23 protein-coding genes and 1 pseudogene are annotated in these 23,617 nt (G+C 60.1%); 15 read left to right on the plus strand and 9 right to left on the minus strand.

Features of this window, described 5'->3' with window-relative positions:
* Positions 1-476: 476 nt before the first annotated feature.
* Positions 477-1,382 carry a pirin family protein gene (locus E4P82_RS20085; RefSeq protein WP_169250544.1) on the minus strand — a complete coding sequence of 302 codons (906 nt, stop codon included), beginning with the start codon at positions 1,380-1,382 and terminating at the stop codon, positions 477-479.
* A 263-nt stretch (positions 1,383-1,645) separates the two neighbouring features.
* Between E4P82_RS20085 and E4P82_RS20090 the strand changes: the two genes are divergently transcribed.
* The 5 genes from E4P82_RS20090 to arsS all read left to right on the plus strand — a co-directional run bounded on the left by E4P82_RS20090 (position 1,646) and on the right by arsS (position 6,198).
* Positions 1,646-2,065, plus strand: coding sequence for a rubrerythrin family protein (locus E4P82_RS20090; protein ID WP_169250545.1), 420 nt, complete (start codon positions 1,646-1,648; stop codon positions 2,063-2,065).
* Between the two features lie 64 nt (positions 2,066-2,129).
* Complete coding sequence (locus E4P82_RS20095) at positions 2,130-3,458, plus strand: heterodisulfide reductase-related iron-sulfur binding cluster (RefSeq protein ID WP_169250546.1); 1,329 nt, start codon at positions 2,130-2,132, stop codon at positions 3,456-3,458.
* A gap of 16 nt (positions 3,459-3,474) precedes the next feature.
* Entirely contained in the window at positions 3,475-4,059 is a 585-nt protein-coding gene (locus tag E4P82_RS20100) for a DUF3501 family protein (protein WP_169250547.1), read from the plus strand.
* A 60-nt stretch (positions 4,060-4,119) separates the two neighbouring features.
* Positions 4,120-5,061 (plus strand): homocysteine S-methyltransferase, encoded by a 942-nt coding sequence (gene mmuM / locus E4P82_RS20105; RefSeq protein WP_169250548.1) that lies wholly within the window; start codon positions 4,120-4,122, stop codon positions 5,059-5,061.
* 150 nt (positions 5,062-5,211) lie between these two features.
* Positions 5,212-6,198, plus strand: a complete 987-nt coding sequence (gene arsS, locus E4P82_RS20110) for an arsenosugar biosynthesis radical SAM (seleno)protein ArsS (RefSeq protein ID WP_169250549.1) — start codon at positions 5,212-5,214, stop codon at positions 6,196-6,198.
* A gap of 113 nt (positions 6,199-6,311) precedes the next feature.
* Here the strand turns inward: arsS and E4P82_RS20115 are convergent, their stop codons facing one another.
* The gene (locus tag E4P82_RS20115) at positions 6,312-7,199 is read right to left on the minus strand and encodes a LysR family transcriptional regulator (protein WP_169250550.1); all 888 of its coding nucleotides are present in this window, start codon (positions 7,197-7,199) and stop codon (positions 6,312-6,314) included.
* 120 nt (positions 7,200-7,319) lie between these two features.
* On the opposite strand from E4P82_RS20115, the gene E4P82_RS20120 reads away from it, so the two are divergent.
* The 4 genes from E4P82_RS20120 to E4P82_RS20135 all read left to right on the plus strand — a co-directional run bounded on the left by E4P82_RS20120 (position 7,320) and on the right by E4P82_RS20135 (position 11,446).
* Positions 7,320-7,727 (plus strand): DoxX family protein, encoded by a 408-nt coding sequence (locus E4P82_RS20120; RefSeq protein WP_169250551.1) that lies wholly within the window; start codon positions 7,320-7,322, stop codon positions 7,725-7,727.
* A 133-nt stretch (positions 7,728-7,860) separates the two neighbouring features.
* Complete coding sequence (locus E4P82_RS20125; protein ID WP_169250552.1) at positions 7,861-8,805, plus strand: glutathione S-transferase family protein; 945 nt, start codon at positions 7,861-7,863, stop codon at positions 8,803-8,805.
* Between the two features lie 293 nt (positions 8,806-9,098).
* Positions 9,099-10,505: an SLC5/6 family protein gene (locus E4P82_RS20130; protein WP_169250553.1), complete on the plus strand. Its 1,407-nt coding sequence runs from the start codon at positions 9,099-9,101 to the stop codon at positions 10,503-10,505.
* Positions 10,502-11,446 (plus strand): hypothetical protein, encoded by a 945-nt coding sequence (locus tag E4P82_RS20135; protein WP_169250554.1) that lies wholly within the window; start codon positions 10,502-10,504, stop codon positions 11,444-11,446. Before E4P82_RS20130 ends, E4P82_RS20135 begins: the two co-directional genes overlap by 4 nt.
* 52 nt (positions 11,447-11,498) lie before the next feature.
* Here the strand turns inward: E4P82_RS20135 and E4P82_RS20140 are convergent, their stop codons facing one another.
* The 3 genes from E4P82_RS20140 to E4P82_RS20150 all read right to left on the minus strand — a co-directional run bounded on the left by E4P82_RS20140 (position 11,499) and on the right by E4P82_RS20150 (position 14,568).
* Complete coding sequence (locus E4P82_RS20140; RefSeq protein WP_169250555.1) at positions 11,499-12,383, minus strand: ParB/RepB/Spo0J family partition protein; 885 nt, start codon at positions 12,381-12,383, stop codon at positions 11,499-11,501.
* 9 nt (positions 12,384-12,392) lie between these two features.
* Entirely contained in the window at positions 12,393-13,595 is a 1,203-nt protein-coding gene (locus tag E4P82_RS20145) for an AAA family ATPase (RefSeq protein WP_169250556.1), read from the minus strand.
* Positions 13,596-13,740: 145 nt separating this feature from the next.
* Positions 13,741-14,568 carry an ion transporter gene (locus E4P82_RS20150; protein ID WP_169250557.1) on the minus strand — a complete coding sequence of 276 codons (828 nt, stop codon included), beginning with the start codon at positions 14,566-14,568 and terminating at the stop codon, positions 13,741-13,743.
* Between the two features lie 141 nt (positions 14,569-14,709).
* Between E4P82_RS20150 and E4P82_RS20155 the strand changes: the two are divergent.
* The 6 genes and pseudogenes from E4P82_RS20155 (at position 14,710) to E4P82_RS20180 (ending at position 21,844) form a co-directional block, all read left to right on the plus strand.
* Positions 14,710-16,900: pseudogene (locus E4P82_RS20155) on the plus strand (alpha-amylase family glycosyl hydrolase).
* A gap of 97 nt (positions 16,901-16,997) precedes the next feature.
* Positions 16,998-17,639 (plus strand): DUF4126 domain-containing protein, encoded by a 642-nt coding sequence (locus E4P82_RS20160; RefSeq protein ID WP_169250558.1) that lies wholly within the window; start codon positions 16,998-17,000, stop codon positions 17,637-17,639.
* Positions 17,640-17,756: 117 nt separating this feature from the next.
* Positions 17,757-18,401, plus strand: coding sequence for a hypothetical protein (locus tag E4P82_RS20165; RefSeq protein ID WP_169250559.1), 645 nt, complete (start codon positions 17,757-17,759; stop codon positions 18,399-18,401).
* 446 nt (positions 18,402-18,847) lie between these two features.
* A complete protein-coding gene (locus tag E4P82_RS20170; protein WP_169250560.1) occupies positions 18,848-19,879 on the plus strand; it encodes an amino acid ABC transporter substrate-binding protein in 1,032 nt (343 codons plus the stop codon).
* 11 nt (positions 19,880-19,890) lie between these two features.
* The gene (locus E4P82_RS20175) at positions 19,891-21,231 is read left to right on the plus strand and encodes an ArsB/NhaD family transporter (RefSeq protein ID WP_169250561.1); all 1,341 of its coding nucleotides are present in this window, start codon (positions 19,891-19,893) and stop codon (positions 21,229-21,231) included.
* 337 nt (positions 21,232-21,568) lie between these two features.
* On the plus strand, positions 21,569-21,844 hold the full coding sequence (locus E4P82_RS20180; protein ID WP_169250562.1) for a hypothetical protein: 276 nt from the start codon (positions 21,569-21,571) through the stop codon (positions 21,842-21,844).
* Positions 21,845-22,405: 561 nt separating this feature from the next.
* Here the strand turns inward: E4P82_RS20180 and E4P82_RS20185 are convergent.
* The 4 genes from E4P82_RS20185 to E4P82_RS22980 are packed head-to-tail and all read right to left on the minus strand — an operon-like array spanning position 22,406 to position 23,432.
* Complete coding sequence (locus tag E4P82_RS20185; RefSeq protein WP_169250563.1) at positions 22,406-22,753, minus strand: hypothetical protein; 348 nt, start codon at positions 22,751-22,753, stop codon at positions 22,406-22,408.
* A complete protein-coding gene (locus tag E4P82_RS23905; RefSeq protein WP_420887147.1) occupies positions 22,713-22,805 on the minus strand; it encodes a hypothetical protein in 93 nt (30 codons plus the stop codon). Before E4P82_RS23905 ends, E4P82_RS20185 begins: the two co-directional genes overlap by 41 nt.
* The gene (locus tag E4P82_RS22975; protein WP_169250564.1) at positions 22,780-22,989 is read right to left on the minus strand and encodes a RepB family plasmid replication initiator protein; all 210 of its coding nucleotides are present in this window, start codon (positions 22,987-22,989) and stop codon (positions 22,780-22,782) included. The genes E4P82_RS23905 and E4P82_RS22975 overlap by 26 nt, the downstream gene beginning before the upstream one ends.
* Positions 22,986-23,432 (minus strand): RepB family plasmid replication initiator protein, encoded by a 447-nt coding sequence (locus tag E4P82_RS22980; protein ID WP_169250565.1) that lies wholly within the window; start codon positions 23,430-23,432, stop codon positions 22,986-22,988. The genes E4P82_RS22975 and E4P82_RS22980 overlap by 4 nt, the downstream gene beginning before the upstream one ends.
* Positions 23,433-23,617 lie beyond the last annotated feature (185 nt).

The raw sequence follows: 23,617 nt of genomic DNA on the forward strand, positions 1-23,617 counted from the left end.
GCAGCGGTGGCTCCAGTATCCTGGCGCTGTCGGCGGAGCAGTTCTGAGCGGCGGTATGAAAAGTCGCCATGCCGTTAATTGATTCAGCGTTCCGACGAACTTGGGGATTCCGCGTGAGGCGGGGCACCTCATTTTGAACGGTTGCGCGAAACCTCGGAAACGTGGGTCCGAATGGCCATGATTCAGATCATGGTCAGGCGGCTGGCCAAGGCGACCTGACTTTTCAGATCGCCTCCAACGATTCGTGATGACAGTGATAATGGCGCGGCCCGCATCCCGGCGATGCCTTGGAGCGCCCCAGTGGATGGGAGGAGGGTTGTGGCCCGCCGGGCGGTCGCGTGAACGTGGGGGTCGTGACGCGATCCCCACGACTGCTTGTCTTGATGATCGCGCGGACTTGTCCACAAAAGCTGTGGATAAACTGGTCTCCAGACGCACCAGCAAAGCTCCAACCACTTGACTCGTCTAATGTTGCGTTAATTTGACGAAAATTTAACCAACTCGTCCGCCGACGATCCGGCCGGTAAGGGAATACGTTCGGTTTCGCCGGGAATGCGCGGAAACTGTTCCCGTGCCCAAGCGAGCTTGGCCGCCTCGATACGCTCACGGGAAGTTGCCACGAAATTCCACCAGATCAATCGTTTGCCATCCAGCCGCTGGCCACCGATCAACATCAAGCGGACGGACTGGGTGGCGCGCGCCACGGTTTCCGTCCGAGGATCGAGCACCGCCATCTGGCCCGCGCCCAGCGTTCGTTCGGCCAAAACCAACTCGCCGGCTGCGACGTAGACCGCCAATTCCTCGACTTCGGTCGGCAACGTCAGAGTCGCTTGCGCTTCCAATTCACCACTCACGCACAGGGTCGGTATCTCGGTGCGCACCGGGGAGACGACACCCTGGAAAGCGCCGGCCAGCACGCGCAGCCGCGCGCCACCTCCTTCGATCAGCGGCAAGATCTCCGCTGGATAATGCTGGAAACCTGGCGCGTCGTCTTCCCGATCCACCGGTGCTGCCAGCCACATCTGGATACCTTCCACCGGTTGCCCCGAATCCCGGATATTGGCGGGAATTCGCTCGGAATGCACCACTCCGCGCCCCGCCGTCATCCAGTTGACCGCGCCCGGTTCGATGCGCTGTACCATGCCCAGGCTATCCCGATGCAACATGGCCCCCGAGAACAGATAGGTAAAGGTGGATAAGCCGATATGCGGGTGTGGCCGCACGTCGCCTTCCGTCGTTCCCGCCGGAAAGGTCGCCGGCCCCATGTGATCGAAGAACACGAACGGCCCCACCGCCGACACTGCGGCGGCGGGCAGTAGGCGCTTCACGGGGAAACCGATATTCCGCTCGTGCGGGCGTAGCAAATGCAGCAAGGCTGACATGGACTCTTTCTCCAGTGGGGAAACGAAAAGTCGCGATCATTCGACCCGTCCCGCGCGCCAGGATTCCAACCATCCCCGTTCTCGCCCGTTTCCAAGACAAAGGATCATGACCAAGCCCTCGAATCGCCTGAATAAGCATTGGCTATCAAGCTCATTGATATAGTCAATTAGCTGCATGGCGAATCCCGGACTACACTTTTTTTTGACCCTAATGATAACGGGGTCTTGTGCTTGCCCGATCATCCAAAGAGAGGAGTTCATCCATGCAGCTCAAGGGTTCCCAGACCGAAGGCAATCTGAAAGAGGCTTTTGCCGGCGAGTCGCAGGCCAACCGTCGTTATCTGTATTTCGCCAACAAGGCCGACGTCGAAGGTCAGAACGATGTCTCCGCCCTGTTCCGCTCGACGGCGGAAGGCGAAACCGGCCACGCGCACGGTCACTTGGACTATCTGGCGCAGGTCGGCGATCCGGCCACGGGTCTACCGATCGGTTCTTCACGCAATAACCTGAAATCGGCGGTCGCGGGCGAGACCCACGAATACACCGACATGTATCCGGGCATGGCGAAAACCGCCCGTGAAGAAGGCTTCGAGGAAATCGCCGACTGGTTCGAAACGCTGGCCAAGGCCGAGCGCTCCCACGCCAACCGCTTCCAGAAAGCCCTGGATGCGTTAGCCGACTGAGGATGTCGGGCGGGCGCACCCGGCCCGCCCGTATCCCAAACCTCCACCCTGTAGAGAGGTCACCATGAGCGTGCGCGAAGGCAACCTGGAACCGCCGAAGCGGCATCCCCTTGCTTGGAAAACCCCCGAATTCTACGACGAAGGCCAAGTGCTGGCGGAATTGGAGCGGGTCTTCGACATCTGCCACGGTTGCCGGCGCTGCGTCAGCCTGTGCAACGCTTTCCCCAAGTTGTTCGACCTGATCGACGAAGGCGATAGCGGCGAAGTGGATGCCATCCCCAAGGCGAAGTACTGGGAGGTGGTGGATCAATGCTACCTCTGCGACGTCTGCTTCATGACCAAGTGCCCCTACGTGCCACCGCACGCCTGGAACGTCGATTTTCCGCATCTGATGCTGCGGGCCAAGGCGATCAAGTTCAAGAAAGGCGAAGTCAACTTCCGCGACAAGCTGCTCACCAGCACCGATGCCCTGGGCAAGCTGTTGGCGATTCCCGTGGTGGCGCAGACCGTCAACGCGGTCAACCGGAACAAAGTCGCGCGCGGGGCGATGGACAAGGTGCTCAAGGTTCACAAGGACCGCCGGCTTCCCGACTACGCGCCGCAACCTTTCCGCGCCGCTGCCCGGACCGACGGCCAGTTCCCCGCGCGCGACGGCGAGCGGACGCCCGGCAAGGTGGCGGTTTTCTCCACCTGCTACATCAATTACAACGAACCGGGTATCGGCCACGATCTGCTTGGAATTCTCGCTCACAACGAAATTCCGACCACCTTGGTCGAAAAGGAAGCCTGCTGCGGCATGCCGAAACTCGAACTCGGCGACCTGGAGTCGGTGAATCGACTGAAGGAGATCAACATCCCGCAACTGGCGCGGCTGGCCCGCGACGGCTACGCCATCCTGACCGCCATCCCCTCCTGCACCCTGATGTTCAAACAGGAACTGCCGCTGATGTATCCCGAGGACGCCGAGGTGCAAGCGGTGGCCGAGGCGATGTTCGATCCCTTCGAATACTTGGTGCTGCGTCACAAGGACGGCTTGCTCAAGACCGATTTCAAGCAGCCGCTCGGCAAGGTGTCCTACCACATTCCCTGCCATCTGCGCGTGCAGAACATCGGCCAGAAAACCCGCGAGTTGCTGCAAATGGTCCCCGACACCACGATTACCACCGTGGAGCGCTGCGCCGGTCACGACGGCACTTGGGGCGTCAAGAGCGAGTACTTCGATCTATCGATGAAGATCGGCCGGCCGGTTTTCCGGCAGATGGCGGCGGCCGACCCGGATTATGTCAGTTCGGATTGCGCGATCGCCGGCCGCCATATCTGTCAGGGCATGGGCGGAACCGAGACCAAGAAGCAGCATCCCCTGTCCCTTATCCGTATCGCCTACGGGCTATGACCTTCGGGAGCCGATCATGCCGACCATCACTCGAAACAGCCTGATGTCGTTGGAGCAGTACGCCAGGGAGCGCCCGGCTTTTCGGGCGCGGGTGCTCACCCACAAAAAAGGACGCACCCTGCCGCTGGGCGATCACTTGACCCTGATTTTCGAAGACGAACTGACGCTTCGTTATCAGGTGCAGGAAATGCTGCGGATCGAGAAAATCTTCGAGGACGAGGGCATCAATGGCGAACTGGAAGCCTATAACCCGCTGGTGCCGGACGGGAGCAATTTCAAGGCGACGATGCTGATCGAGTATCCCGACGTCGAACAGCGCCGGCACATGCTGTCCCGGCTGAAAGGCATCGAGGACCGGGTCTGGGTCCAGGTGGAAGGTTGCGAGCCCGTTCAAGCCATCGCCGATGAGGATTTGGAACGGGAGAACGAAGAGAAAACCAGCGCCGTGCATTTCCTGCGTTTCGAATTGGACCCGGACATGAAAAGTCGGCTCAAGCACGGGGCGACACTGGCGGTCGGGGTGGACCATCCCCACTATAGCGCCACCGTGCCGGCGGTGTCGGACACGCTGCGGCAGTCGCTGGTAACGGATTTGACCTGAGCACGACCTTGCGCCCAACGTCCTGACACCGGAGCACCGAGGTTCCACCGACGATAGTGCATGAACCCGATTGCCTCGATCCTGCGGGATTATCCGCTGATCGTTCTCGACGGTGCTCTGGCGACCGAGCTGGAACGACGGGGTTGCGATCTGCGTGACCCGCTCTGGTCGGCCAAGGTGCTGCTGGAAGCGCCGGAACTGATCCGCCAGCTTCATCTGGATTATCTGCTTGCCGGTGCCGATGGCGTCATCACCGCCAGCTATCAGGCTAGCGTCGAAGGCTTCACCCGTCGCGGTCTTGCTCCATCCGAAGCGCTGGCGCTGATCCAGCGTTCGGTGTATCTGGCTCGCGAGGCCCGCGACGCTTTTTGGGCGGACCCCGCTCATCGCGTAAGCCGCCCGCGCCCGTTCGTCGCCGCCTCGGTCGGTCCCTACGGCGCCGTTCTGGCCGATGGCTCCGAGTATCGCGGCGACTATGATCTCGACGAAGCGGCGCTGATCGAATTCCACCGGCCGCGACTGGCGGCGCTGCTGGCCGCCGGACTGGACATTCTCGCTTGCGAAACCTTGCCCCGCTTGCTCGAAGCTCAAGCCCTCGTGCGGTTGCTGGCCGAATTTCCAGAGGCGAGCGCCTGGATCAGTTTCAGTGCCCGCGATGGCATCCACACCTGTCACGGCGAGCGGCTGACCGACTGCGCCGCCGCGCTCGACGCCTGCCCCCAGGTCGCCGCCATCGGCGTGAACTGCACCGCGCCACAGTATATTCCCGCTCTCATCGACGCCATCCGCGCCGCCACGAACAAACCCATCGTGGTGTATCCCAATTCCGGCGAGGTCTACGACACCACCCACCACCGCTGGCAGGGTATCGGCACGGTCGCGGCGTTCGCGGAGCAGGCGCGGGAATGGGCGGCTCATGGCGCCCGGATCATCGGCGGCTGTTGCCGCACCGGCCCGGAGCACATTCGAGCGTTGGCGACTTGGGTCCGCGCGTCGCGTTGAAACTCAGCGCTTTCGAAACGTTCATCGCCTTGTCCGATGGCTTGGCCGCGCCCCAGATCGGGCGCTGGCCGTGGCATCGCCTTCGTCTGTAAGAATTCGTCGCCTGATCCAGACTAAACCGACGAATCCCCTCATTTCGAGAGAACCAGCATGCGTGACACTTTTCCCCTGCTCGTGAAAACTGACTTCCCCGCCATCCATCGCGATCGCGTCGAAACCTTGCAAGCCAACCTGGGCTACCGTTGCAATCAGTCCTGTACGCACTGCCATGTGGCGGCCGGTCCTCAGCGCACCGAGGAAATGAGCTGGGAGACGATGGAACTGCTGCTGCGCTATATCGCCACGCACGGGGTCGAGGTTCTGGATCTGACCGGCGGTGCGCCGGAATTGAATCCGCGTTTTCGCTCTCTGGTCGCCAGCGCCCGTGGCCGAGGCGTTCGGGTGATCGATCGTTGTAATCTGACGATCCTCAATGAGCCCGATCAGGAAGATTTGGCGGAATTCCTGACCGATCATCAGGTCGAGATCACGGCCTCCCTCCCGTGCTATCTGGAAGAAAACGTCGACAGGCAGCGCGGCAAGGGCGTCTTCGAATCCAGTCTGAAGGGGTTACGGAAGCTGAACACCCTGGGCTATGGTCAACCCGGCGGCCTGACCCTGAACCTGGTCTACAACCCCGGCGACCCGGTATTGCCACCCGATCAGGCCGAGTTGGAGGCTACCTACAAGCAGGAGTTGGCGGCGCGTTACGATGTGATCTTCACGCACCTGCTCGCGCTGACCAACATGCCGATCCAGCGCTTCGGCAGCCAGCTCGTCTCCAAGGGGCAATTCGAGCCCTACATGGGCTTGCTCAAATCCGCGCATCGGGAAGAAAACTTGGAGGGGGTCATGTGCCGCAGCCTGGTTTCGGTGGACTGGCGGGGCTACGTGTACGACTGCGATTTCAACCAAATGCTGAAATTGCCCTTGGGTGCCAATGGCTCGGGGCACACTCATCTTGCCGATTTGCTGGACCGGGATCTCAGGGGCGCGGGTATCCGAGTCGCCGACCATTGCTACGGTTGTACCGCCGGCCAGGGCAGCAGTTGCGGTGGCGCGCTCGAAGCGACGGCTACCGCCGCCGCAGCCGCATGAAGGGCCATACCCTCCACCACACCGCCGCACCATCCGATCCCACACCAGACGAGTAGCCACCGGGATGGTGGCGAAAACAGCGGGACTCAGGGGAACTCCCCTGGAAATCAAGATCAGAAACGTTCCCATTCCGGCTGGACACCGAAGCGAGCCATGAGAAACTCGATGAAAGCGCGCACCTTGGCGGCCAGGTAGTTGCGGTGGGGATAGACCACATATAAGCCATACTCCATCATCTCGTAGTCCTGAAGCACCACCCGCAAGTGACCATCGCGAACCGCGTCCGCGATGGCGTAGGCCGGGCACCGTCCGACGCCGACGCCCGCGATCACCATCTCGCGCACCGCGCGGGCGCTATTGACGCGAAACGGTCCCTGTACGCCGATCTGTTGCCGTTCGCCTTCGATCCGATAGGGCCAGCGCGCGGAAACGTCAACGTTGGTGTCGATCACGCAGGCGTGCGCGGGTAGTTCATGGGGATGCCTCGGCACGCCGTGGCGTTCCAGATAACGCGGCGCGGCGCAGGTGACGATGCGGATCGATGCCAGGCGGCGTGCCACCAAGCTGGAATCGGCCAGTTCACCGATGCGAACGCCCAGATCGAAACCGTCCTCAAGCAGATTGACGAAGCGATCGCTGAGACTCAGATCGATGGCGAGCTGGGGATATCGCTCCCAAAACGCGGCCACCGCTGGGACCAGATACAACTCACCGAAAGTTTGCGGCGCCGTGATACTCAAGCAACCCCGTGGGGATTCATGGCGATCCTGGATCGCGGCCTCCAGTTCGTCAAACGCGTCCAGCAAGAGTTGGCATCGCTCGTAATAGATCTCCCCCGCCTCGGTCAGGCTCAGATGCCGCGTGGTTCGATTGAGCAACCGCACGCCGAGCCGCTGTTCCAACTGGCTTAGATACTTGCTGGCCAGCGCCTTCGACATCCCCAACCGATCCGCCGCCGCGGTAAAGGAGCCGGTTTTGACGACCGTGGCAAAGGTCCGCATCCCGATAATCGTGTCCATAATTGTCAATATATCGGATACAGTTAATCAATAAAAACCCTATTTTTCCATGAAATGAAAACGATCAAACTGAGGCTGTCTCAATCAACGAGGAGTCTCATCATGATCGATCCAAGAACCGCGCCTTACGCCGCCCTGGTCCTACGCCTTGCGCTCGGCACCATGTTCATCGCCCACGGGCTGCTCAAGTTGTTGGTCTTCACCCCGGCTGGAACCGTCGGTTATTTCGAATCGCTGGGATTGCCAGGCCCCTTGGCCTACCTAACCATGGTCGCCGAAATCGGCGGAGGGCTGAGTCTGCTGCTTGGCGTTGCCAGTCGCTGGGTGGCACTGGCACTGATTCCCTTGTTGGCTGGAACCGTGGTTCTAGTGCACGGCGCCAACGGCTGGCTGTTCGCGAATCCGGGCGGTGGCTGGGAGTATCCGGCGTTCTTGATGGCCGCCGCCGGCGCGCAAGCGTTGTTGGGCGATGGCGCCTACGCACTACGCTGGCAACGTGACGCCGCCTAGCAGCCCATCCCCATGCGAGCGGAGTGGTCGGCCGGCATCAATGGCCGACCACTCACCGAATCGGGCATCTCAACGGAAACAGACCCAGGCATGGAATGCCTTCGAGCCCTCTCATCATCACCGGAGTACCGTCATGAAAGATCTCGTCGATGGAGTCGTGCGGGAACGTCCCTTCGAGCCTGAAACCGAGAACGGTGAGTTCCGTCGCGAGGAACGCACCTTCCGGAACTGGATCACCGCCGACGGCTCGTCGGGCTTTCCAGCCGAACCGGGTCGTTATCATCTGTATGTCTCCCTTGGTTGCCCCTGGGCTCATCGCACCCTGATCGTGCGCGCGCTCAAACGTCTTGAAGCCGTCATCTCGGTCGCGGTGGTGGAACCGATCATCGGTCCACAAGGATGGGCTTTCGGCGAAGCCAGTCGCGGAACCGCCGATCCCTTGTACGGCAAACAGTACCTTCACGAAATCTACACCATGGCGCAACCGAGCTTTACCGGCATCGTCACCGTACCGGTATTGTGGGACCGCCGCGAGCGGACCATCGTGAACAACGAATCCTCGGAAATCATTCGGATGTTCAACAGCGCATTCGATGCCCATGGTGATGCCCGTCTCGATCTTTATCCGAGACCGTTGCGCCACGAAATCGACGCGCTCAACGCCTGGATTTACGATCGGGTCAACAACGGCGTTTACCAAGCGGGATTCGCCTCGACCCAGGCGGCTTACGATCAGGCGGTGGATCGGCTGTTCGCGGCGCTGGACGAACTGGAGCGGCGACTTTCCGATCAACCCTATCTGGTGGGCGAACGGCCCACCGAGGCGGATTGGCGACTGTTTCCCACCCTGGTGCGTTTCGACATGGCTTATCATGGGCTCTTCAAGTGCAACATACGTCGGCTCGTCGATTATCCTCGCCTTTGGGAGTACACGCGCCGCTTGTATCAGGTGCCGGGAATCGCCGAGACGGTTCGGTTCGACCACATCAAGCGGCTCTATTATTCGCTGCCCACGCTCAACCCGAACGGCATTATTCCCAAGGGACCGGATCTTGAGAATCGACTCGGTCAGCCTTGACGCTGGTGATCATTAGTTCATCGATCGTCCGTGGGATTTTGGGGAGTTCCAACGTCGCCGTGTGCTGGTTCATCCGATACGCCTTGAGCCAGGATCTGGATAGATGCTCGTCGTCAGCCCCGTGCTGAACGAAGTGATGTGCTCCTGTAAGGATTTCATGCCTACTCGCGACTAATTGGTGTCTTGACCAATGCACTGACCGCTACACGACATCCTGGCGAACAAGATGTCCGCCGTCGGTGCCTGCTGGTAAATCACATGACTCATACAAGCTGACGTAAGGAGCTCACCGCATGCTTTCCGCCGCCTTCGGCCTGACCTTCTGGGGCTTTTTGATTTTCTATGGCGCGGCGCTGTATGCCGTCACCCCGAATGCCTGCACGGTCGGCGCCTTCTTTCGAGGCGAGGACAACAACGGACGGATGGCCAGCCAATGGGCGCTAACCGCCAGCATCTTCATCTCCTGGATTTTCGCCAAGTCGGTCACCAACGCCGCCAATCTGGGAGCCAGTTACGGCATCGTCGGCGGACTGGCCTACGCGACTTACTGGTTGTCGATTCCGCTGTCGGGATTCGTCATCTACCATCTGCGCCGCAACGCTGGCGCCACCAGCCTGGTGAGTTTCCTGATCGGTAAGTACGGCCGGGCGGCGGCGCTGGCCTTCACCGCCGCCATCCTGATTCGCTTGTACAACGAAGTTTGGAGCAACACCGCCGTGGTCGGCGGTTATTACGGTCCGGCCGGTAGCCCGCAATTCATCGGCGCGGCGCTGCTGTTCACCGCCGCCACCCTGTTCTACAGCGTCAAGGGCGGCCTGCGCGGTTCCATCGTCACCGATATCATCCAGGCCGCCGTCTTCGTGGTGTTTCTGGCCGCCGTGCTGCTGCTGGTGCTGCCCAAACACGGTATGACGACGCTGCTGAGCGTGGGCGAATTCAAGCTCGCCGCCGGAGTCGATTTGCTGCTGGTCGCCGGCTTGCAGATTTTCAGCTATCCCTTCCACGATCCGGTGCTCACGGATCGTGGCTTCATCACCGAGGAAAAGGCGATGCTGAAGGCTTTCATCCTGGCCGGCATCGGCGGTTTTCTAGCCATCCTGGTGTTCAGCTTCGTCGGCATCGATGCGCGGCTGGACGGGCTGGCGGTCAACGGCAACGCGCCGGCGGCGGTGGCGCAGGCGTTGGGAATCGGCGCGCTGTTCGTCATGACGGTGCTGATGATCGCGGCGGCCGGTTCGACCCTGGATTCGACCTTCGCCTCGCTCTCCAAGATCGTCGCGCAGGAGCTTCCCGCCGTCGCTGGGCGGCAACCGCCAGCATCGGCGTTACGCCACGGCACGGTGGCGATGATCGTCATCGCCGTATTGGGTAATCTGCCGATGATCGCCGGCGCCGAGATTCTCGCCGCCACCACGCTCAGCGGCACCATGGTGATGGGACTGGCACCGGTGTTCTTACTGCAACGCTGGGTTGGCTTTTCGCCGTGGAGCTTTCACCTGAGTTTCTGGCCGGGATTGATGATCGGCATTCTGCTGGCGCTGGGTTGGATTCCGGCAGCCTGGGCTATCGGCGAAGGCAAGTATGCCCTGCTGCTCGGCGTCAATCTCTACGGCTTACTGATCTGCGTCACCGGATTTCTGCTGCCGGAAATCGTGCGTCGCTGGCGCGGCGTGCCTCTTGCTGAAGGGCAATCCGCATGAGCGAGCAGCCCGGTCGAAGCTGTCCGCTGCGCTATCGCCATGGCGCGGCCGCGCTGGCGACCGCACCGGAACGGGTAGCGGATACCCTGTACGTGATCGGCGGACTGTATGGCAATCGGCTGGCGCTGGCGACGGTGGAAGCGCTGGCCGCCGCCGAATCCGGTCCGGTCACGCTGTGTTTCAACGGCGATTTTCACTGGTTCGACGTCGATGACGCCGCCTTTGCCGAGGTCAACCAGCGGGTGCTGCGCCATGCGGCCCTGCTCGGCAATGTGGAAGCGGAATTACTGGTCGAAGGAGAAGAGGCTGGTTGCGGCTGCGCCTATCCGAGCACGGTCGATGCCGGGATAGTGGAGCGTTCCAACCGGATTCACGCCAAGCTCAAGGCGACCGCCCGGCGTCATCCCGAGATGCTGGCCGGTCTGCGTGAACTGCCGATGTTCGCTCGTTACCGAGTGGGCAAGCTGCGGGTCGGGGTGGTGCATGGCGATGCCGAGGCGCTGGCCGGGTGGCGGTTCGACGCGAACGCGCTGGACGATCCGGCGAACCGGACGTGGCTGGCGGCGGCGTTCCTGGCAGCGAATGTTGAGGTGTTCGCCAGCAGCCACACCTGCCTACCGGTTTGCCGCCGATTCGAATTCGACGACCGCGCCGGTTGGGTCATCAACAACGGTTCGGCGGGGATGGCCAACTTCGCCGATACCCGCTTCGGCGTCGTCACCCGCATTGGCGTTGCGCCCAGTCCACACCCGCGTTTGTACGGTGGAACCTTGGGAGGCGTCCACATCGACGCATTGGCCTTGGCCTTCGACGCCGACCGCTGGGAGCGGGAGTTTCTGGCGAGCTGGCCGCCGGAATCGCCAGCCCATGTTTCCCACTTCGCGCGCATCCGGCACGGACCCGCCCATGAACCGGCCAGCGCGGCGCCTCGGGCGTCGTAATCGGCCAGGGCGATTTGCCGCGCGGCAAATACCGGCTTTTTCAATCGGAAAGTCAATCGCTTGCCAGATCAAGCAAATTCAGTTTCATCAGAATGCCGTTGCATTCGTCGGCGCTGGCGTAATGAATGACGAACTGCCCCGAGCCGGTTGGGTGATTGCGAAACTCCACTTTTGCGCCCAGATGGCCTGAAATCCGCTCGCTCAGGGCCGCGATGTCAGGATCTTCCCGCCGCGCACGCCGACCGCGGCGGGTGTCGTCGTCGATGCGTTGTTTCAGTTTGCGAGCGGCTTGTTCGATCTGCCGGCTGTTCCAGGCTCGCCGGATCGCCAGTTGGGCGAGCCGTGCCTGTTCGGCTTTGGGCAGAGAAAGCAGCACCCGGCCATGCGCATGGCTCAATTGGCCATCGCGTAGCGCGTCCTTGACAGGATCGGCCAGATCCAGCATGCCCAGACTACGGCTGACCGTGGAAACCGATTTGCCCACCGCCACACCGATCGTCTGTTGGGAAAGCCCACGATCGATCAGGGTCCGATAACCCTCCGCTTCTTCGATCGGGTTCAGATCGCTGCGTTGTAGATTCTCGACCAAACCCAAAGTGGCCGCCTGTTCGTCGCCGACGTCTCGGACCAGTGCCGGGATAGTCTCGATGCCCGCTAGTTGCGCCGCTCGCCAGCGTCGCTCGCCAGCAATCAGCTCATAACCTTCCGGGCTGGGCCGAACCAGCACCGGTTGCAGCACGCCGTGCTCGCGGATGGTATCGGCCAGTTCGGCGAGCTGACCGGGATCGAAATGCTTGCGAGCCTGCCAGGGGCTAGGGCGGATATCGGTAAGCGGCAGGTCGAGAAAGGAGCCGGCGGGGAGTGGGCTCAGGGGCGTCGCCGTCTCACCGGCCAGGACCGCCAGATAATCCAGGGTATCGCGAGGGCGTTTGGCCATGGCGGCAACTCACAGCATATCGTCGAGCATCGACGGCCGGTCGGTGACGGCGGGTGCATCTGGATGAAGGTCCCACAACGAGCGAATCTGGCTGAAGATGTCGGCGTTGACCCGATCCATGGCCTGCACCGCTCGGGTGAAGGTTTCGCGCGCGCCGCGCGGTTGCTCGATTTCGTAGAGACCGAGATGATCGGTGGCCACCCGCTGCAACTCCCGACTGAGCGGCATGTGATTGGTCAGGCACATTCCCCCGTAGGCGCTGGCCAGCAGCTTGATCACGCCCTGGGTTTCCGGCGACTGTTCGTCGACCCGGGTCAGCAGCATGTTGATGCGCTGCACGCCGATGCTGTCCCGGTGCCGGCGGATGACGTCCCGCAGGATGCGAAAATATTGCACGGACGAACCCAGACTGTACATGTGGGGTTCGATCGGGATGATCAGCAGATTGGCGGCGGCGATGGCGTTCAGGCTCAGCATCCCCAGTGCCGGCGGCGTATCCACCACGATGACGTCGTAGCGGTCGACCAGCCGACCCAGGCCCCGGCGCAGCCGCAGCAGGGGCGAGCCCAGTTGTTGGGTGGTTGCGGCCGGCTCGCGGGCGATCAGCAGATCGACCCGTTGCAGGGAAAGCGAGGCGGGAATCAGGTCCAGATTGTCCCAGCAGGTTTTCCGAACGATGCCATCGATGGCCTCGGGCGTGCCCAGGATTACCCCGCTCAAGTCGTCGTCTTCGCCCAAATCGATGTCCGGCAGGATGCCGAAGGCGCCGGTGGCGGTGGCCTGTGGATCGGCGTCGACCAGTAGCACTCGGTGACCTCGCACCGCCAGATACTGGGCGCAATGGATGGCGTGGGTGGTCTTGGCGACGCCACCCTTCAGGTTGCTGAAGGTAATGTTGAGGGGTGGCGCCGTCTTCGGCCGGGTCGGACGCTCGCCCAGCAGTTCGCGCAGCCGGTTAACCTCGTTGTAGTTGTAAATGCGCTGCTGGATGGCACCCGCCTGTCGCGCGCGGGGTGGCGGAAAACGTTCCGAACCCTCCAGCGCCCGAATTCGGGAGATGCTGACGCCCAGTAGTTCGGCGGCCCGCTGGATGGTGAAATCGGGCAGGGTTTTCTGCTGGTGGCCGTGACCCAGATGCTCCAGGATCTTGCGCTGGATTTGCTCGCCGCGACCGGCGGCGGCATCGCAGATTCGGTCGAGATGATCGATCATGTTGGATATGAATATCAGGCAAAGCGTCGATTCTGGATTGTATAGCTGTAACGATAGTGTAGAGGAAGAAGTTTGCCTTCGCGTGTCGAAAGCCCGGCGATTTGCCGCGCGGCAAATCGGTGGCGCGTGGGGCGAGCGACGGCACTCACAGCTTGCCGCCACAGAACTTGCAGAAAACAGCGTTGTGATCGTGTCCTTCGGCGGCGCAAACCGGGCAGGCACGATTGTCGACTGGCTGGCGGAACGCGTTGGACATCTCGACCGTAACGATGCCGGTGGGCACCGCGATGATCGCATAGCCCAGAATCATGATGAAGGCGGCCAGAAGTTGACCCAGATCGGTACGCGGAGCGATGTCGCCGTACCCCACCGTGGTCAGGGTGACGATGGCCCAGTAGATACTGCGGGGAATGCTGGTGAAGCCGTTTTCCTCGCCCTCGATCACGTACATCAGCGAGCCCATGATCACCACCAGCGTCACGACGGTAAAAAGAAACACGCCGATCTTGCGTCGGCTCGCCACCAACGCCCGCGTCAGTTGCCGGGCTTCCCCCAAGTAAGTGACCAGCTTGAGGATACGGAAAATGCGCAGGATGCGCAGAATACGGATCACCAGCAGATAATGGGTTCCAGCGATCAGCAGGCTCAGGTAAGCAGGCAGAATGCTAAGAAGATCGACGATGCCGTAGAAACTGATCGCATAGTGCCAGGGGCGTTGCACGCATATCAGCCGCAATCCGTACTCGACGGTGAATACCAGGGTGAAAAACCACTCCAGTATGTGCAAGGGCGTGCTGTAAGCCGCCCGGAACTCGCTCACGCTGTCGAGCATGACGCAGAATACGCTCAGCACGATAAAGACGATCAGCACGATATCGAAATATTTTCCGGCTGGCGTATTCGCCTCGAAGATGATTTCATGAAGTTTGCTTCGCCAGGAACTGAACGATGGGTCGCGTGATTCGATGTGCATGGGAAATTGCCCTACCCGCGTCGTGAAGGCCAGCCGATCTCGGTGGCTTATTCCATGCCAGACCTCGACAAGCCATTAACCCGGTCTATCATGGACGAGGACCTTTCGTACCGAAACCGCTCGTTTACCGGAACCGTTGTTATGACCGATCTCATCGTCTATTTCCACAAGCCCGCCGATTGGGCCGATACCGTTCGCATCCACTATTGGGACGCCCAGCCGGGCGGCCGGGCCACGAACTGGCCAGGCACGCCGATGACGGCGCAGGGGGATGACTGGTTCGCGTACCGGTTCGAAGGCGTAACCACGATCAAGCTGGTTTTCAACGACAATCAGGGCCGGCAAACCAGCAATCTTTCGCGGGAGGGCAGCGGCTACTACCGGGACGAACAATGGTTCGAGGAAAAACCGGCGCCGTTGGCGCCGGCGGTTGCCGACGGAGCGCCGGTCGCCGCGTCCAAACCAGCCCCCTCGACAACCATCACGCCCGCGCCCGCGCCTACTCGCCGGGAACGCGGCGACGGATTGGGCGATTTCCGCGAGGAAACCATCTATTTTTTGCTGACCGCCCGCTTTTACGAGGGCGACCCCAGTAACAGTTTTTTTCTGCCGCGACCGCATCAAGTTTAATCGCACGACCGGCCAGCCTGAAGATCCACACTGGCGCGGTGATTTCAAGGGACTGATCCAGCGGCTGGACTACATCCGTGATCTGGGTTTCACCGCGATCTGGATCACGCCACCGGTCGAGAATCGCAGCGGCCTCGATTATCACGGCTACCACGCCTACGACTGGACTCGGATCGATCCCCGGCTGGAATCGCCGGACGCGACCTATCAGGATCTGATCGACGAGGCGCACAAGCGCGGTATCAAGATCATTCAGGACGTGGTGGTCAACCATTCCTGTCAGTATGGCATTCGCGGCAAGGTTCACATCGATCATCTGCCGATCAAATACTATGTGCCGCAGGGTTCCGAGCAGGGCCGGGTCAACCACGGGCCGTATCAGGGCAATCTCGGCAATTACGCCTGGCCGAACCGCGACGACATCGACAATCCGGTCGCGCCCGAGTGGTATCGGGAGCGGCACGCCATGGACCCGGAGGGCAAGATTCCGCTGGTCGATCCCAAGACCGGCGAGACCGTGCCCAAGTCCGGCTACAATCCCGGCCGCTTCTTCGGCATCGACGCCCAAACGCTCGATCCCGAGTGGTACATGCAGCACGGCTTCATCTGCGGCGGTGACTGGGAAAGCGCGGCGGTGCAGTTGAAGCATATCGCCGGCGATTGCATCAATCTGGCCACCGATCGCCAGAACGTCAAGGATTATCTGATCGGTTCCGTCAATCGCTATCTCGACATGGGGGTGGACGCGCTGCGCATCGACACCGTCAAGCATGTGCCGCGCGACAACCTGCTGGAATACGTCAACGCCTGGAAGGCGCATAAGCCGGGCCTGTTCGTGTTCGGCGAGAATCTGGTCAAGGGTTACGGCTGGGGCGATCTTGGCGGCGGCGACAATGGTCCCTCCTTCATCCGCCCGTGGTGGTACACCCGGCTGGGTCATGACCCGCGCGATCCCAATTCCGGCGGCGACTCCGGCTTTCCGCAACTCGATTTCGGGCTGTTCTCCACCTTCCGCGACAACCTGAGCCGGGGCAGTTTCGACGGCGTCGGTCGGGTGCTGGAGATGGATTGGATTTACGGCAACGCCAGCGAGCTGGTGACCTTCCTGCAGAATCACGATGTCGGCCCCGACAACGACTTCCGCTTCCGCTTCAAGGGCGAACAGTGGATGGCGGCGGCGGCCTACAATCTGCTATGGACCGTGCGCGGGATTCCCTGCCTGTACTACGGCGAGGAAATCGAGTTCATGAAGGGTGCGCCGCAGGATGTGATCGGCAACGACGACACCCTGGATCAGACCGGTCGCGCCTATTTCGGCGATCATCTGACCGACGAGCGGATCGGCCAGACCCAAAGCCATTCGCTGTACCAGCACATCAAGCGGTTGAACCAGATCCGCCAAGCCGTTCCCGCCTTGCAAAAGGGAGCGATGAGCCACATCCACGAATGGGGTAGCGGCATGAGTTTCGTCCGCGATCACAACAATGGTGAGAGCTATGCCGTGGTCGGGCTGGCCATCGGCGGCGATCAGGGCATCAGCGTTGGCGATATTCGCAACGGCGTCTACCGCGATGTGGTCACCGGCAACGAAATCAATGTGGGTAATGGCAGCATTTCCTTCCATGTGCGCGGTAACTCGGCTGGTATCTACGTCCTGAACGGACCCGGCAAGGTCGGGACCGATGGGATGTATCTGCGCTAGCGGGTGATGCCGTGTTCCATGGAGAGCGCCAAGGTGAATTGGATCGGCAAACCCGCAGGCTCGTGGGACATGACAGGTTCATGACAGGCAGTTAACGATGGATCCCATTCATACCATCGCCCTGACCATGGGTTCGGCCTGGGCCAGTGGCATCAACCTGTACGCCACCGTGTTCATGCTCGGTTATCTGGGCATGAGCGGCGACATCGCCCTGCCGCCGGAATTACAGATGCTCAGCCATCCGCTGGTGCTGGGCGCGGCGGCGGTCATGTACTGCATCGAATTCTTCGCCGACAAGGTGCCCGGCGTGGACACCGGCTGGGATACGCTGCACACTTTCGTTCGTATCCCGGCGGGTGCCTTGCTGGCCGCCGGCGCGGTCGGCGATGTCAGCGCGCCGGCGGAGTTCGCGGCCATGCTGGTCGGTGGCTCCCTGGCCGCCACCAGTCACGCGGCCAAAGCGGGCAGCCGGGTGGTGATCAATGCCTCGCCGGAGCCGTTCACCAACTGGGCGGCGTCTATCACCGAGGATGTGACGGTGATCGCCGGCCTATGGGCCGCCCTGCACTATCCATGGTTGTTTCTGGCGGCATTGCTGGTGTTCATCTTGTTGATGATCTGGTTGCTGCCCAAACTGTGGCGGGCCATCGTCAAGGTGTTTTCCTTCATCGGCCGCCTGTTCGGTGGCGGCCGAAGCGGCGAAGGTGGAAGCGGCGGCGGCGCGGGACCCGCCAGCTAAACCGATTCCGACGGCGGTGTATGGGAGAGCTGAATCATGGTGACATCCACGACAGATGCCAATGGCACGACCCACTTTTTCCCGGTCTATCGGAATGGGGCGCGAATAGGCGACGCGATGGCGTTCTTGCCAACCAGCGTCAAGATCGCCGAAGCAGTATCGACCCTCGTCTATTTTCATGGCCATAACGACTCGGCCGACTTGCCCGCCTATCTCCGTTCGAATCCGACCACGCGCGATTTACGCCCCCTGCTGAGCGCCAAGCAGGTGACCTTGATCCAACCCTGGGGAGGGCATGGCTCGGCCTTTCAGCAGTTCCAGACCGGCGACGGCCTCACGGCGCTGATCGAGTACGGATTGCGAGTTATGATCGAGTACGCCACCCCGACACGCCCTTGTCCGGTCCAGGTACCCAATCCGCCCGCCATCATCCTCGCCGCGCATTCGGGAGGGGGAACCGCCTTGAAAGCGGCCGCGAACTCATCGTCGTCCTACCTGAATCTGGTCGGCCAAGTGTGGGGATTCGATTGCATGTATTCCGGGGAAGGGAGCGATTGGGTGCGCTGGTGTCGCACCAACGGGGGTAAACGGTTACGGGTGCGGGCCTCGACGCACCCGCCGTCGAGAAAACCCCGGGAGGAAGCGGAAAAGATCCTGGCCGCGGTTCGTAACCGGACCAACCCCTTGCGTAATGCCGATGTCGAGGTGGTCAATTTGGCGCACAGCCTATTTCCCAGAACCTTCATTCCCGCCTTTCTCTGATTCCTTCGCCGCGGGCGCGGGGTTCGAGAGCACAAGCGCCTCCATCTGGACCACCCGAGCATCCCTCGGTCAAACGCCCTCCTGGCCGGTTCTCAAGCTGTCTTCAGGCACATACTCTGGCAGTGCGAGTCGCCCACCGGACCCATATCGATAACGACGATGATTCCGATGTTGGCACTGGGTTACCACCAGTCCAAGGCACCATTTATTGTGTATTGCTTTACCAATTAACCCAATATATTGTGCGTTTTTGGTTGCTTGGAATTGTCCGAGTCTAGTGCCTTCGGTGTTTGGGGGGCAAAACTCGCGCCTACAGTTCTAGCGGTTCCGCGTGAAACAGCCCACTCCGGGATCATACCCTTCCGTACTCAGAATGAAGGGTTGCATCCATGGTAGCGCTGGCACGCTCTCTCAATGTCAACGTTCACCCATCTCGAAGGTCCCGGATGAAAATCGACCGGATTGTTTGTTGCGTCGCCCTGCTGGTCCTGACGCTTGCGGTCTTGCCGCAAGTCGAGGCCGGCGAGGTCTTGAATAGTGTGAAGGCCCGCGGGCAACTGCGCTGCGGAGTAAGTGAGGGCATTCTGGGTTTTTCCGAGCGCGATGCCGACGAACATTGGCGCGGACTCGACGTGGACTTCTGCCGCGCGGTGGCGGCGGCGGTCCTGGGCGATGCGAATAAGGTCGAGTTCGTACCGCTGATCGCCTCGACCCGCTTCCCCGCGCTGCAATCGCGCCGGATCGACCTGCTGCTGAGCAACACCACCTGGACCCTCACTCGTGAGGTGGTGTTGAAAGTCCAATTTCCGGGGATCCTTTTCTACGACGGCCAAGGGTTCCTGGTCCCGGACGGGGTGGGCATCAAAAGCATTGCGGATCTCAAGGACGCGACCATCTGCGTGACGAGAGGGACGACGCACCGGCGCAACCTGGAGACCTATTTCGCGGCGAAAGACTGGCCCATGAAGCCGCTGGTGATCAATTCGGCTCCCGAGGCCGAGGAAGCCCTCTTCGCCGGCCGCTGTCGCGCGTACACGTCGGATGCCGCGCAACTCGCCGGCATGCGGTTGCATGCACCGAAGGATCGACAGGCTTTCGTGATCCTCCCCGAGCGTATTTCCAAGGAACCACTGAGCCTTGTCGTCTGGAGCGGCGATCCGGAATGGACCTCGGTGATCCGGTGGGTCCTGAACACCCTGATCCTCGCCGAGGAATACGGCATCACGCGCGACAACCTTGATGCGGTCCTCGCGGAGAACAAAAACCTCTTGGTGCGGCGGTCCGCCGATGAAAGGGACCTCATCGCACGATCGATGGGTATCGAGCCTGACTGGGGGATACGGGCCGTGCGGGCCGTCGGCAACTATGGCGAGATCTACGAGCGCAACGTCGGGCGCGACAGTCCGCTCAAGATCGAGCGCGGTCTCAACCGACTCTGGACCCAGGGCGGACTCCACTATGCGCCGCCGATCGACTGAGTGATGCTTCAATGACCGACTTTCAGATTTATCTCACCATCGGTGTCTTCGTCGCGGTGATCCTCTTGATCGCGTTCGACCTGATCGATATGACGGTCGCCGCCCTGCTCGGGGTCAGCGTCCTGATCGTGTTCGGTATCCTCGACGGCAGCGATCTAATACCGATCGTGCACACCGCCAGCGGTCCGCTCGCCCTGCTCTTCGGCGGCATGGTGGTGGCGCGGGTGATCGGCAAGACCGGGATCTTCGAATGGTTCGGGGATGCATTCCTCCACGCCACCGGCGGCAGCGGTAAGCGGTTTCTGCTGCTGATCGTCGCGCTGGTCGCGCCCGTGTGCGCTTTCCTGCCCAACGCGACCGCCGTCATTCTGGTGGCCCCGATCATTGTCGGGGTTTGCCAGGCGCTCAAGGTGGATTTCGTCGGACCATTGATCATCACCGCCATCGTCAGTAACGCGGCCGGCATGCTCACTCTGGTGGGCGACCCCGCAACCTTTCTGGTCGGCAGTGCAATCGGGCTGTCCTTCGTCGATTATCTGCGGATGGTAAGCCTGGGCGGTCTGCTGGCGGTGATAGCCGTCGTGCCGCTGCTGCCGCTCCTGCTGCCGAAGATCTGGGCGACGCGGATGACTCTGCCGCACGAGCGTCCACGCGTGACCATCAAGCAACCCACCTTCCTGGTACTGTCGCTTCTGGTGCTCGTGATCATGGTCATCCTGTTCCTGATCGGAGAGTCTCTACCAAACCATATTGTTCCCCCGGCGGTCGCGATCATCGGCGCGGCGCTCGCGCTGCTTGTGGTCTATGGCGCGCGCATCGAGCCGGTGGGCGAGGTCATCCGCGACGTGGATTGGAAGACGATCGTATTTCTCGCCGCCATCTTCACTTTGGTCCAGGCCTTCATCAAGACCGAGCTGCTGCAAGGCTTGTCGATCCAACTCTACGGCTGGTTCGGGGCCAATGTGATGCCGGTGGCATTCCTGTCGCTCGCCGGTATCGGGATACTGTCGAGCCTGCTTGCCAACATCCCGGTGGTCGCCGCCGCGCTGGTGATGATAACGGGTTACCTGGTCACGGCCGAAACGGTACCCGAAATCGCGTTGGCCGCCGGTTTTACCGACTGGCCCAACACCACGCTGCCGGTGTTCGTCGCCATGATGTTCGGCGGCACCCTGGGCGGCAACGCCACATTGATCGGTGCCTCGGCCAATGTCGTCGCCGTCGGCATTTGCGTAGCCCACGGCAAGCGAGTGACCTTCATGCAGTTCCTGCGCATTGGCCTGCCGATCGCGGTGGCGCAGTTGTTGGTTGGAGCCCTCTATGTCTGGGTTCTGGCCTCGATTCTGGACTGATCCCTTCCCCGGATGCCGTGTATGGTATCCGGGTTTCGTTCAAGGTTTGGATCGCACAAACCAACTGTGGCATTGGGCTCAAGCTACAATAAGCTGCTTTTCAGACCGTGCGGGAGAGGGTAAGCGCACCGGGCGATAATCTTGACGGTCAACAACATAAAAAACCAGTCACAGTTAATTAACTATTAATTTATGGTTTTTTGTATTAAAATATGAGCATCCAATGATCGAAATTGGCTTTCAATCGGGTGCAAAGCAACAACATGGAGACCGATTCCCGCATTGGGTCATGTCCGCTGGCGGGGGCTGGCTCCAAATCGATGATGGAGGTGATGTCATGTTGACTTATGACGACTGCGTCGGCTTGACCGACCTGGAGAAAGAGGAAATCGAGGCCATTGCTCAGCATGAGCATGTGCCGGAAATCGTCGCCGCTGAGTTGGGTTGCTGCCTGATTCACCAACTGGGTGGTGCAATGCAAATCGATCGGATCATCCGCGATGACATCAGGAATGCCGCACGGCACGGCCATCCAGACGAAGCCTTGCACTGGAAGCAGGTGTTGCGGCAATTTGAAGCCGCGCATCCCGCCATGGAACAAGAAGCGGCTTGACGCGGCATCGGTCGCCGGTACTCGTTCCGGCTGACCGAGCAAGCAAAAGCCGGCGTAAGGTGCGAAAGTCAATCTTTCGATACCTGCGCCGGCGGAAATCGTTGGCTTGAAAATCCATTCGTCGATTGATCCCAAAACGCTCCGGGCCATGCATTACCGTGTCTTCAGTATCTCGATGATTTCTTCAGATACCCCTTTATCGCGCGCGAATACTGCTATATCCAGATGTTCTGGAGCGAGCAATCTATCGACAGCGAACTTGTAAAAAAGCGGAACGCATCATTGGGGTTTTTTAAGCCAAACTCTCTAAATTTTATTGGCCCAGATTGGATTTTTGATGCGCAAACTGCTCATTGAATTTTCCTCTCTCTTCCGGCGACATTTTATCTAGAATTTCATCCACAAGCTTGCCCTGATACTCTCGAAATTCCTTGCCGATATGAAATGCCTGAGTATCCGATGCCGTAATACTCTTCTCCAGCGTTTTTTGAACTTGATGAATCGGTCAATTTAGGCACTGGATTTGCCGGATATTTTTCCCGATTCTTCTTACCATATCCTTCACGAAAACACCGCATCATATAAGCGCCGATATCTCGAACTCCGTCTTTTTTTCTCCTTATAGCGAGCTGCCTGCTGCAATACATAATCGCGTATTTGCACAGCACCCTCCAAGCCATGAGTCTTGATCGCCTGCAAGGCATCGATTTCCGTAATATGATACATCTTCACACTGTCCAGGAACAATTGCTCGTCGATACCTGGTAACGGGTTAGTAAGCAAGTTCAAGCCGTTGTGATCTTTCTTATAATAAATCTGCAATTCTTTAATATGCTCTTGCAATAATGGTGGGTGCCATGCTTGCTTACTAAGTGCAAACACCACTCCAGCTATTTTTTCTACCTTCACGATATGTTTCATAGGTCACCACGCAATCAGTATTCTGGTTGATGATCGCCAAATTTGGCTTGAGAATTTCCTTTTTTGAAAGCCACGAAGTTATCGTAGTAAGGACCCATGATCCCCAGGGATTCTTTTAATTCCCGTAGCGAAAGACGAGCGGATTTTTCCCCACGAGAATAACAGTCGGATAAAATCTCGTACAGAGGAAAAGCGTATTTTGGCTTTGCCAGAATCGACATCATGATGAGTTTGATCTTGGCGAAAAGCGGGGGTCCTTGATTACCGGTTCCAGATCGGGATGAATCTTGAAGCCGATAAATTGCCCGCTTTCGGTCGGTTCGAGCAAACTGACAATCAACTTGCATCGCAAGCTTTTAAAGGTCTTATCCTTGCCCAGCAAATTCCATTTGATGGTATTGTCGAAGATCTTTTCGAATGCCTCGTAAATCCGTGGGTAATTGTTGCTGTCATCCCATCCCAAAAATCGGCGGACAAAGCTTTTCTTGATGTAGTACAACCCACGCTCGTCCTTGTCGGCCACTTGGCAGTGAAAAATGATGAGCGTCATCACCTTCTGCTCGGTCAGAGACATGTCGCGCTCGAAGTGAACCAGCGCCGTGGGCTTCTTTACGTCGTTGCTGAGCAGATCGTTGATGCTGAGGCTCACCGATTTTCCCTCGTGCATGGGTGCCGCGCCATCGCTCATAAGGTTTAGCCTATAAAGTGGGGGATGGCAAATCCTTATCTCCCCATGACCTGTAATCATCGAGCTCCCCTCACTTCCCCCACTTTAGCCACGCCAGACACGGCACCTCACTCCCCTCACTTCCCCCACTTTGGCTGAAACAACGGATTCAAGCCCTTTTTGCC

Origin of the sequence: Candidatus Competibacter phosphatis (assembly GCF_012939995.1) — a bacterium.
Taxonomy (GTDB): domain Bacteria; phylum Pseudomonadota; class Gammaproteobacteria; order Competibacterales; family Competibacteraceae; genus Competibacter; species Competibacter phosphatis.

What these genes read in the sequence shown, in the direction of transcription:
- E4P82_RS20085 (WP_169250544.1), bottom strand. Translation starts at nt 1,382, where the DNA reads ATGTCAGCCTTGCTGCATTTGCTACGCCCGCACGAGCGGAATATCGGT.
- E4P82_RS20090 (WP_169250545.1), top strand. Translation starts at nt 1,646, where the DNA reads ATGCAGCTCAAGGGTTCCCAGACCGAAGGCAATCTGAAAGAGGCTTTT.
- E4P82_RS20095 (WP_169250546.1), top strand. Translation starts at nt 2,130, where the DNA reads ATGAGCGTGCGCGAAGGCAACCTGGAACCGCCGAAGCGGCATCCCCTT.
- E4P82_RS20100 (WP_169250547.1), top strand. Translation starts at nt 3,475, where the DNA reads ATGCCGACCATCACTCGAAACAGCCTGATGTCGTTGGAGCAGTACGCC.
- mmuM (WP_169250548.1), top strand. Translation starts at nt 4,120, where the DNA reads ATGAACCCGATTGCCTCGATCCTGCGGGATTATCCGCTGATCGTTCTC.
- arsS (WP_169250549.1), top strand. Translation starts at nt 5,212, where the DNA reads ATGCGTGACACTTTTCCCCTGCTCGTGAAAACTGACTTCCCCGCCATC.
- E4P82_RS20115 (WP_169250550.1), bottom strand. Translation starts at nt 7,199, where the DNA reads ATGCGGACCTTTGCCACGGTCGTCAAAACCGGCTCCTTTACCGCGGCG.
- E4P82_RS20120 (WP_169250551.1), top strand. Translation starts at nt 7,320, where the DNA reads ATGATCGATCCAAGAACCGCGCCTTACGCCGCCCTGGTCCTACGCCTT.
- E4P82_RS20125 (WP_169250552.1), top strand. Translation starts at nt 7,861, where the DNA reads ATGAAAGATCTCGTCGATGGAGTCGTGCGGGAACGTCCCTTCGAGCCT.
- E4P82_RS20130 (WP_169250553.1), top strand. Translation starts at nt 9,099, where the DNA reads ATGCTTTCCGCCGCCTTCGGCCTGACCTTCTGGGGCTTTTTGATTTTC.
- E4P82_RS20135 (WP_169250554.1), top strand. Translation starts at nt 10,502, where the DNA reads ATGAGCGAGCAGCCCGGTCGAAGCTGTCCGCTGCGCTATCGCCATGGC.
- E4P82_RS20140 (WP_169250555.1), bottom strand. Translation starts at nt 12,383, where the DNA reads ATGGCCAAACGCCCTCGCGATACCCTGGATTATCTGGCGGTCCTGGCC.
- E4P82_RS20145 (WP_169250556.1), bottom strand. Translation starts at nt 13,595, where the DNA reads ATGATCGATCATCTCGACCGAATCTGCGATGCCGCCGCCGGTCGCGGC.
- E4P82_RS20150 (WP_169250557.1), bottom strand. Translation starts at nt 14,568, where the DNA reads ATGCACATCGAATCACGCGACCCATCGTTCAGTTCCTGGCGAAGCAAA.
- E4P82_RS20160 (WP_169250558.1), top strand. Translation starts at nt 16,998, where the DNA reads ATGGATCCCATTCATACCATCGCCCTGACCATGGGTTCGGCCTGGGCC.
- E4P82_RS20165 (WP_169250559.1), top strand. Translation starts at nt 17,757, where the DNA reads ATGGCGTTCTTGCCAACCAGCGTCAAGATCGCCGAAGCAGTATCGACC.
- E4P82_RS20170 (WP_169250560.1), top strand. Translation starts at nt 18,848, where the DNA reads ATGAAAATCGACCGGATTGTTTGTTGCGTCGCCCTGCTGGTCCTGACG.
- E4P82_RS20175 (WP_169250561.1), top strand. Translation starts at nt 19,891, where the DNA reads ATGACCGACTTTCAGATTTATCTCACCATCGGTGTCTTCGTCGCGGTG.
- E4P82_RS20180 (WP_169250562.1), top strand. Translation starts at nt 21,569, where the DNA reads ATGTTGACTTATGACGACTGCGTCGGCTTGACCGACCTGGAGAAAGAG.
- E4P82_RS22975 (WP_169250564.1), bottom strand. Translation starts at nt 22,989, where the DNA reads ATGATGTCGATTCTGGCAAAGCCAAAATACGCTTTTCCTCTGTACGAG.
- E4P82_RS22980 (WP_169250565.1), bottom strand. Translation starts at nt 23,432, where the DNA reads ATGCACGAGGGAAAATCGGTGAGCCTCAGCATCAACGATCTGCTCAGC.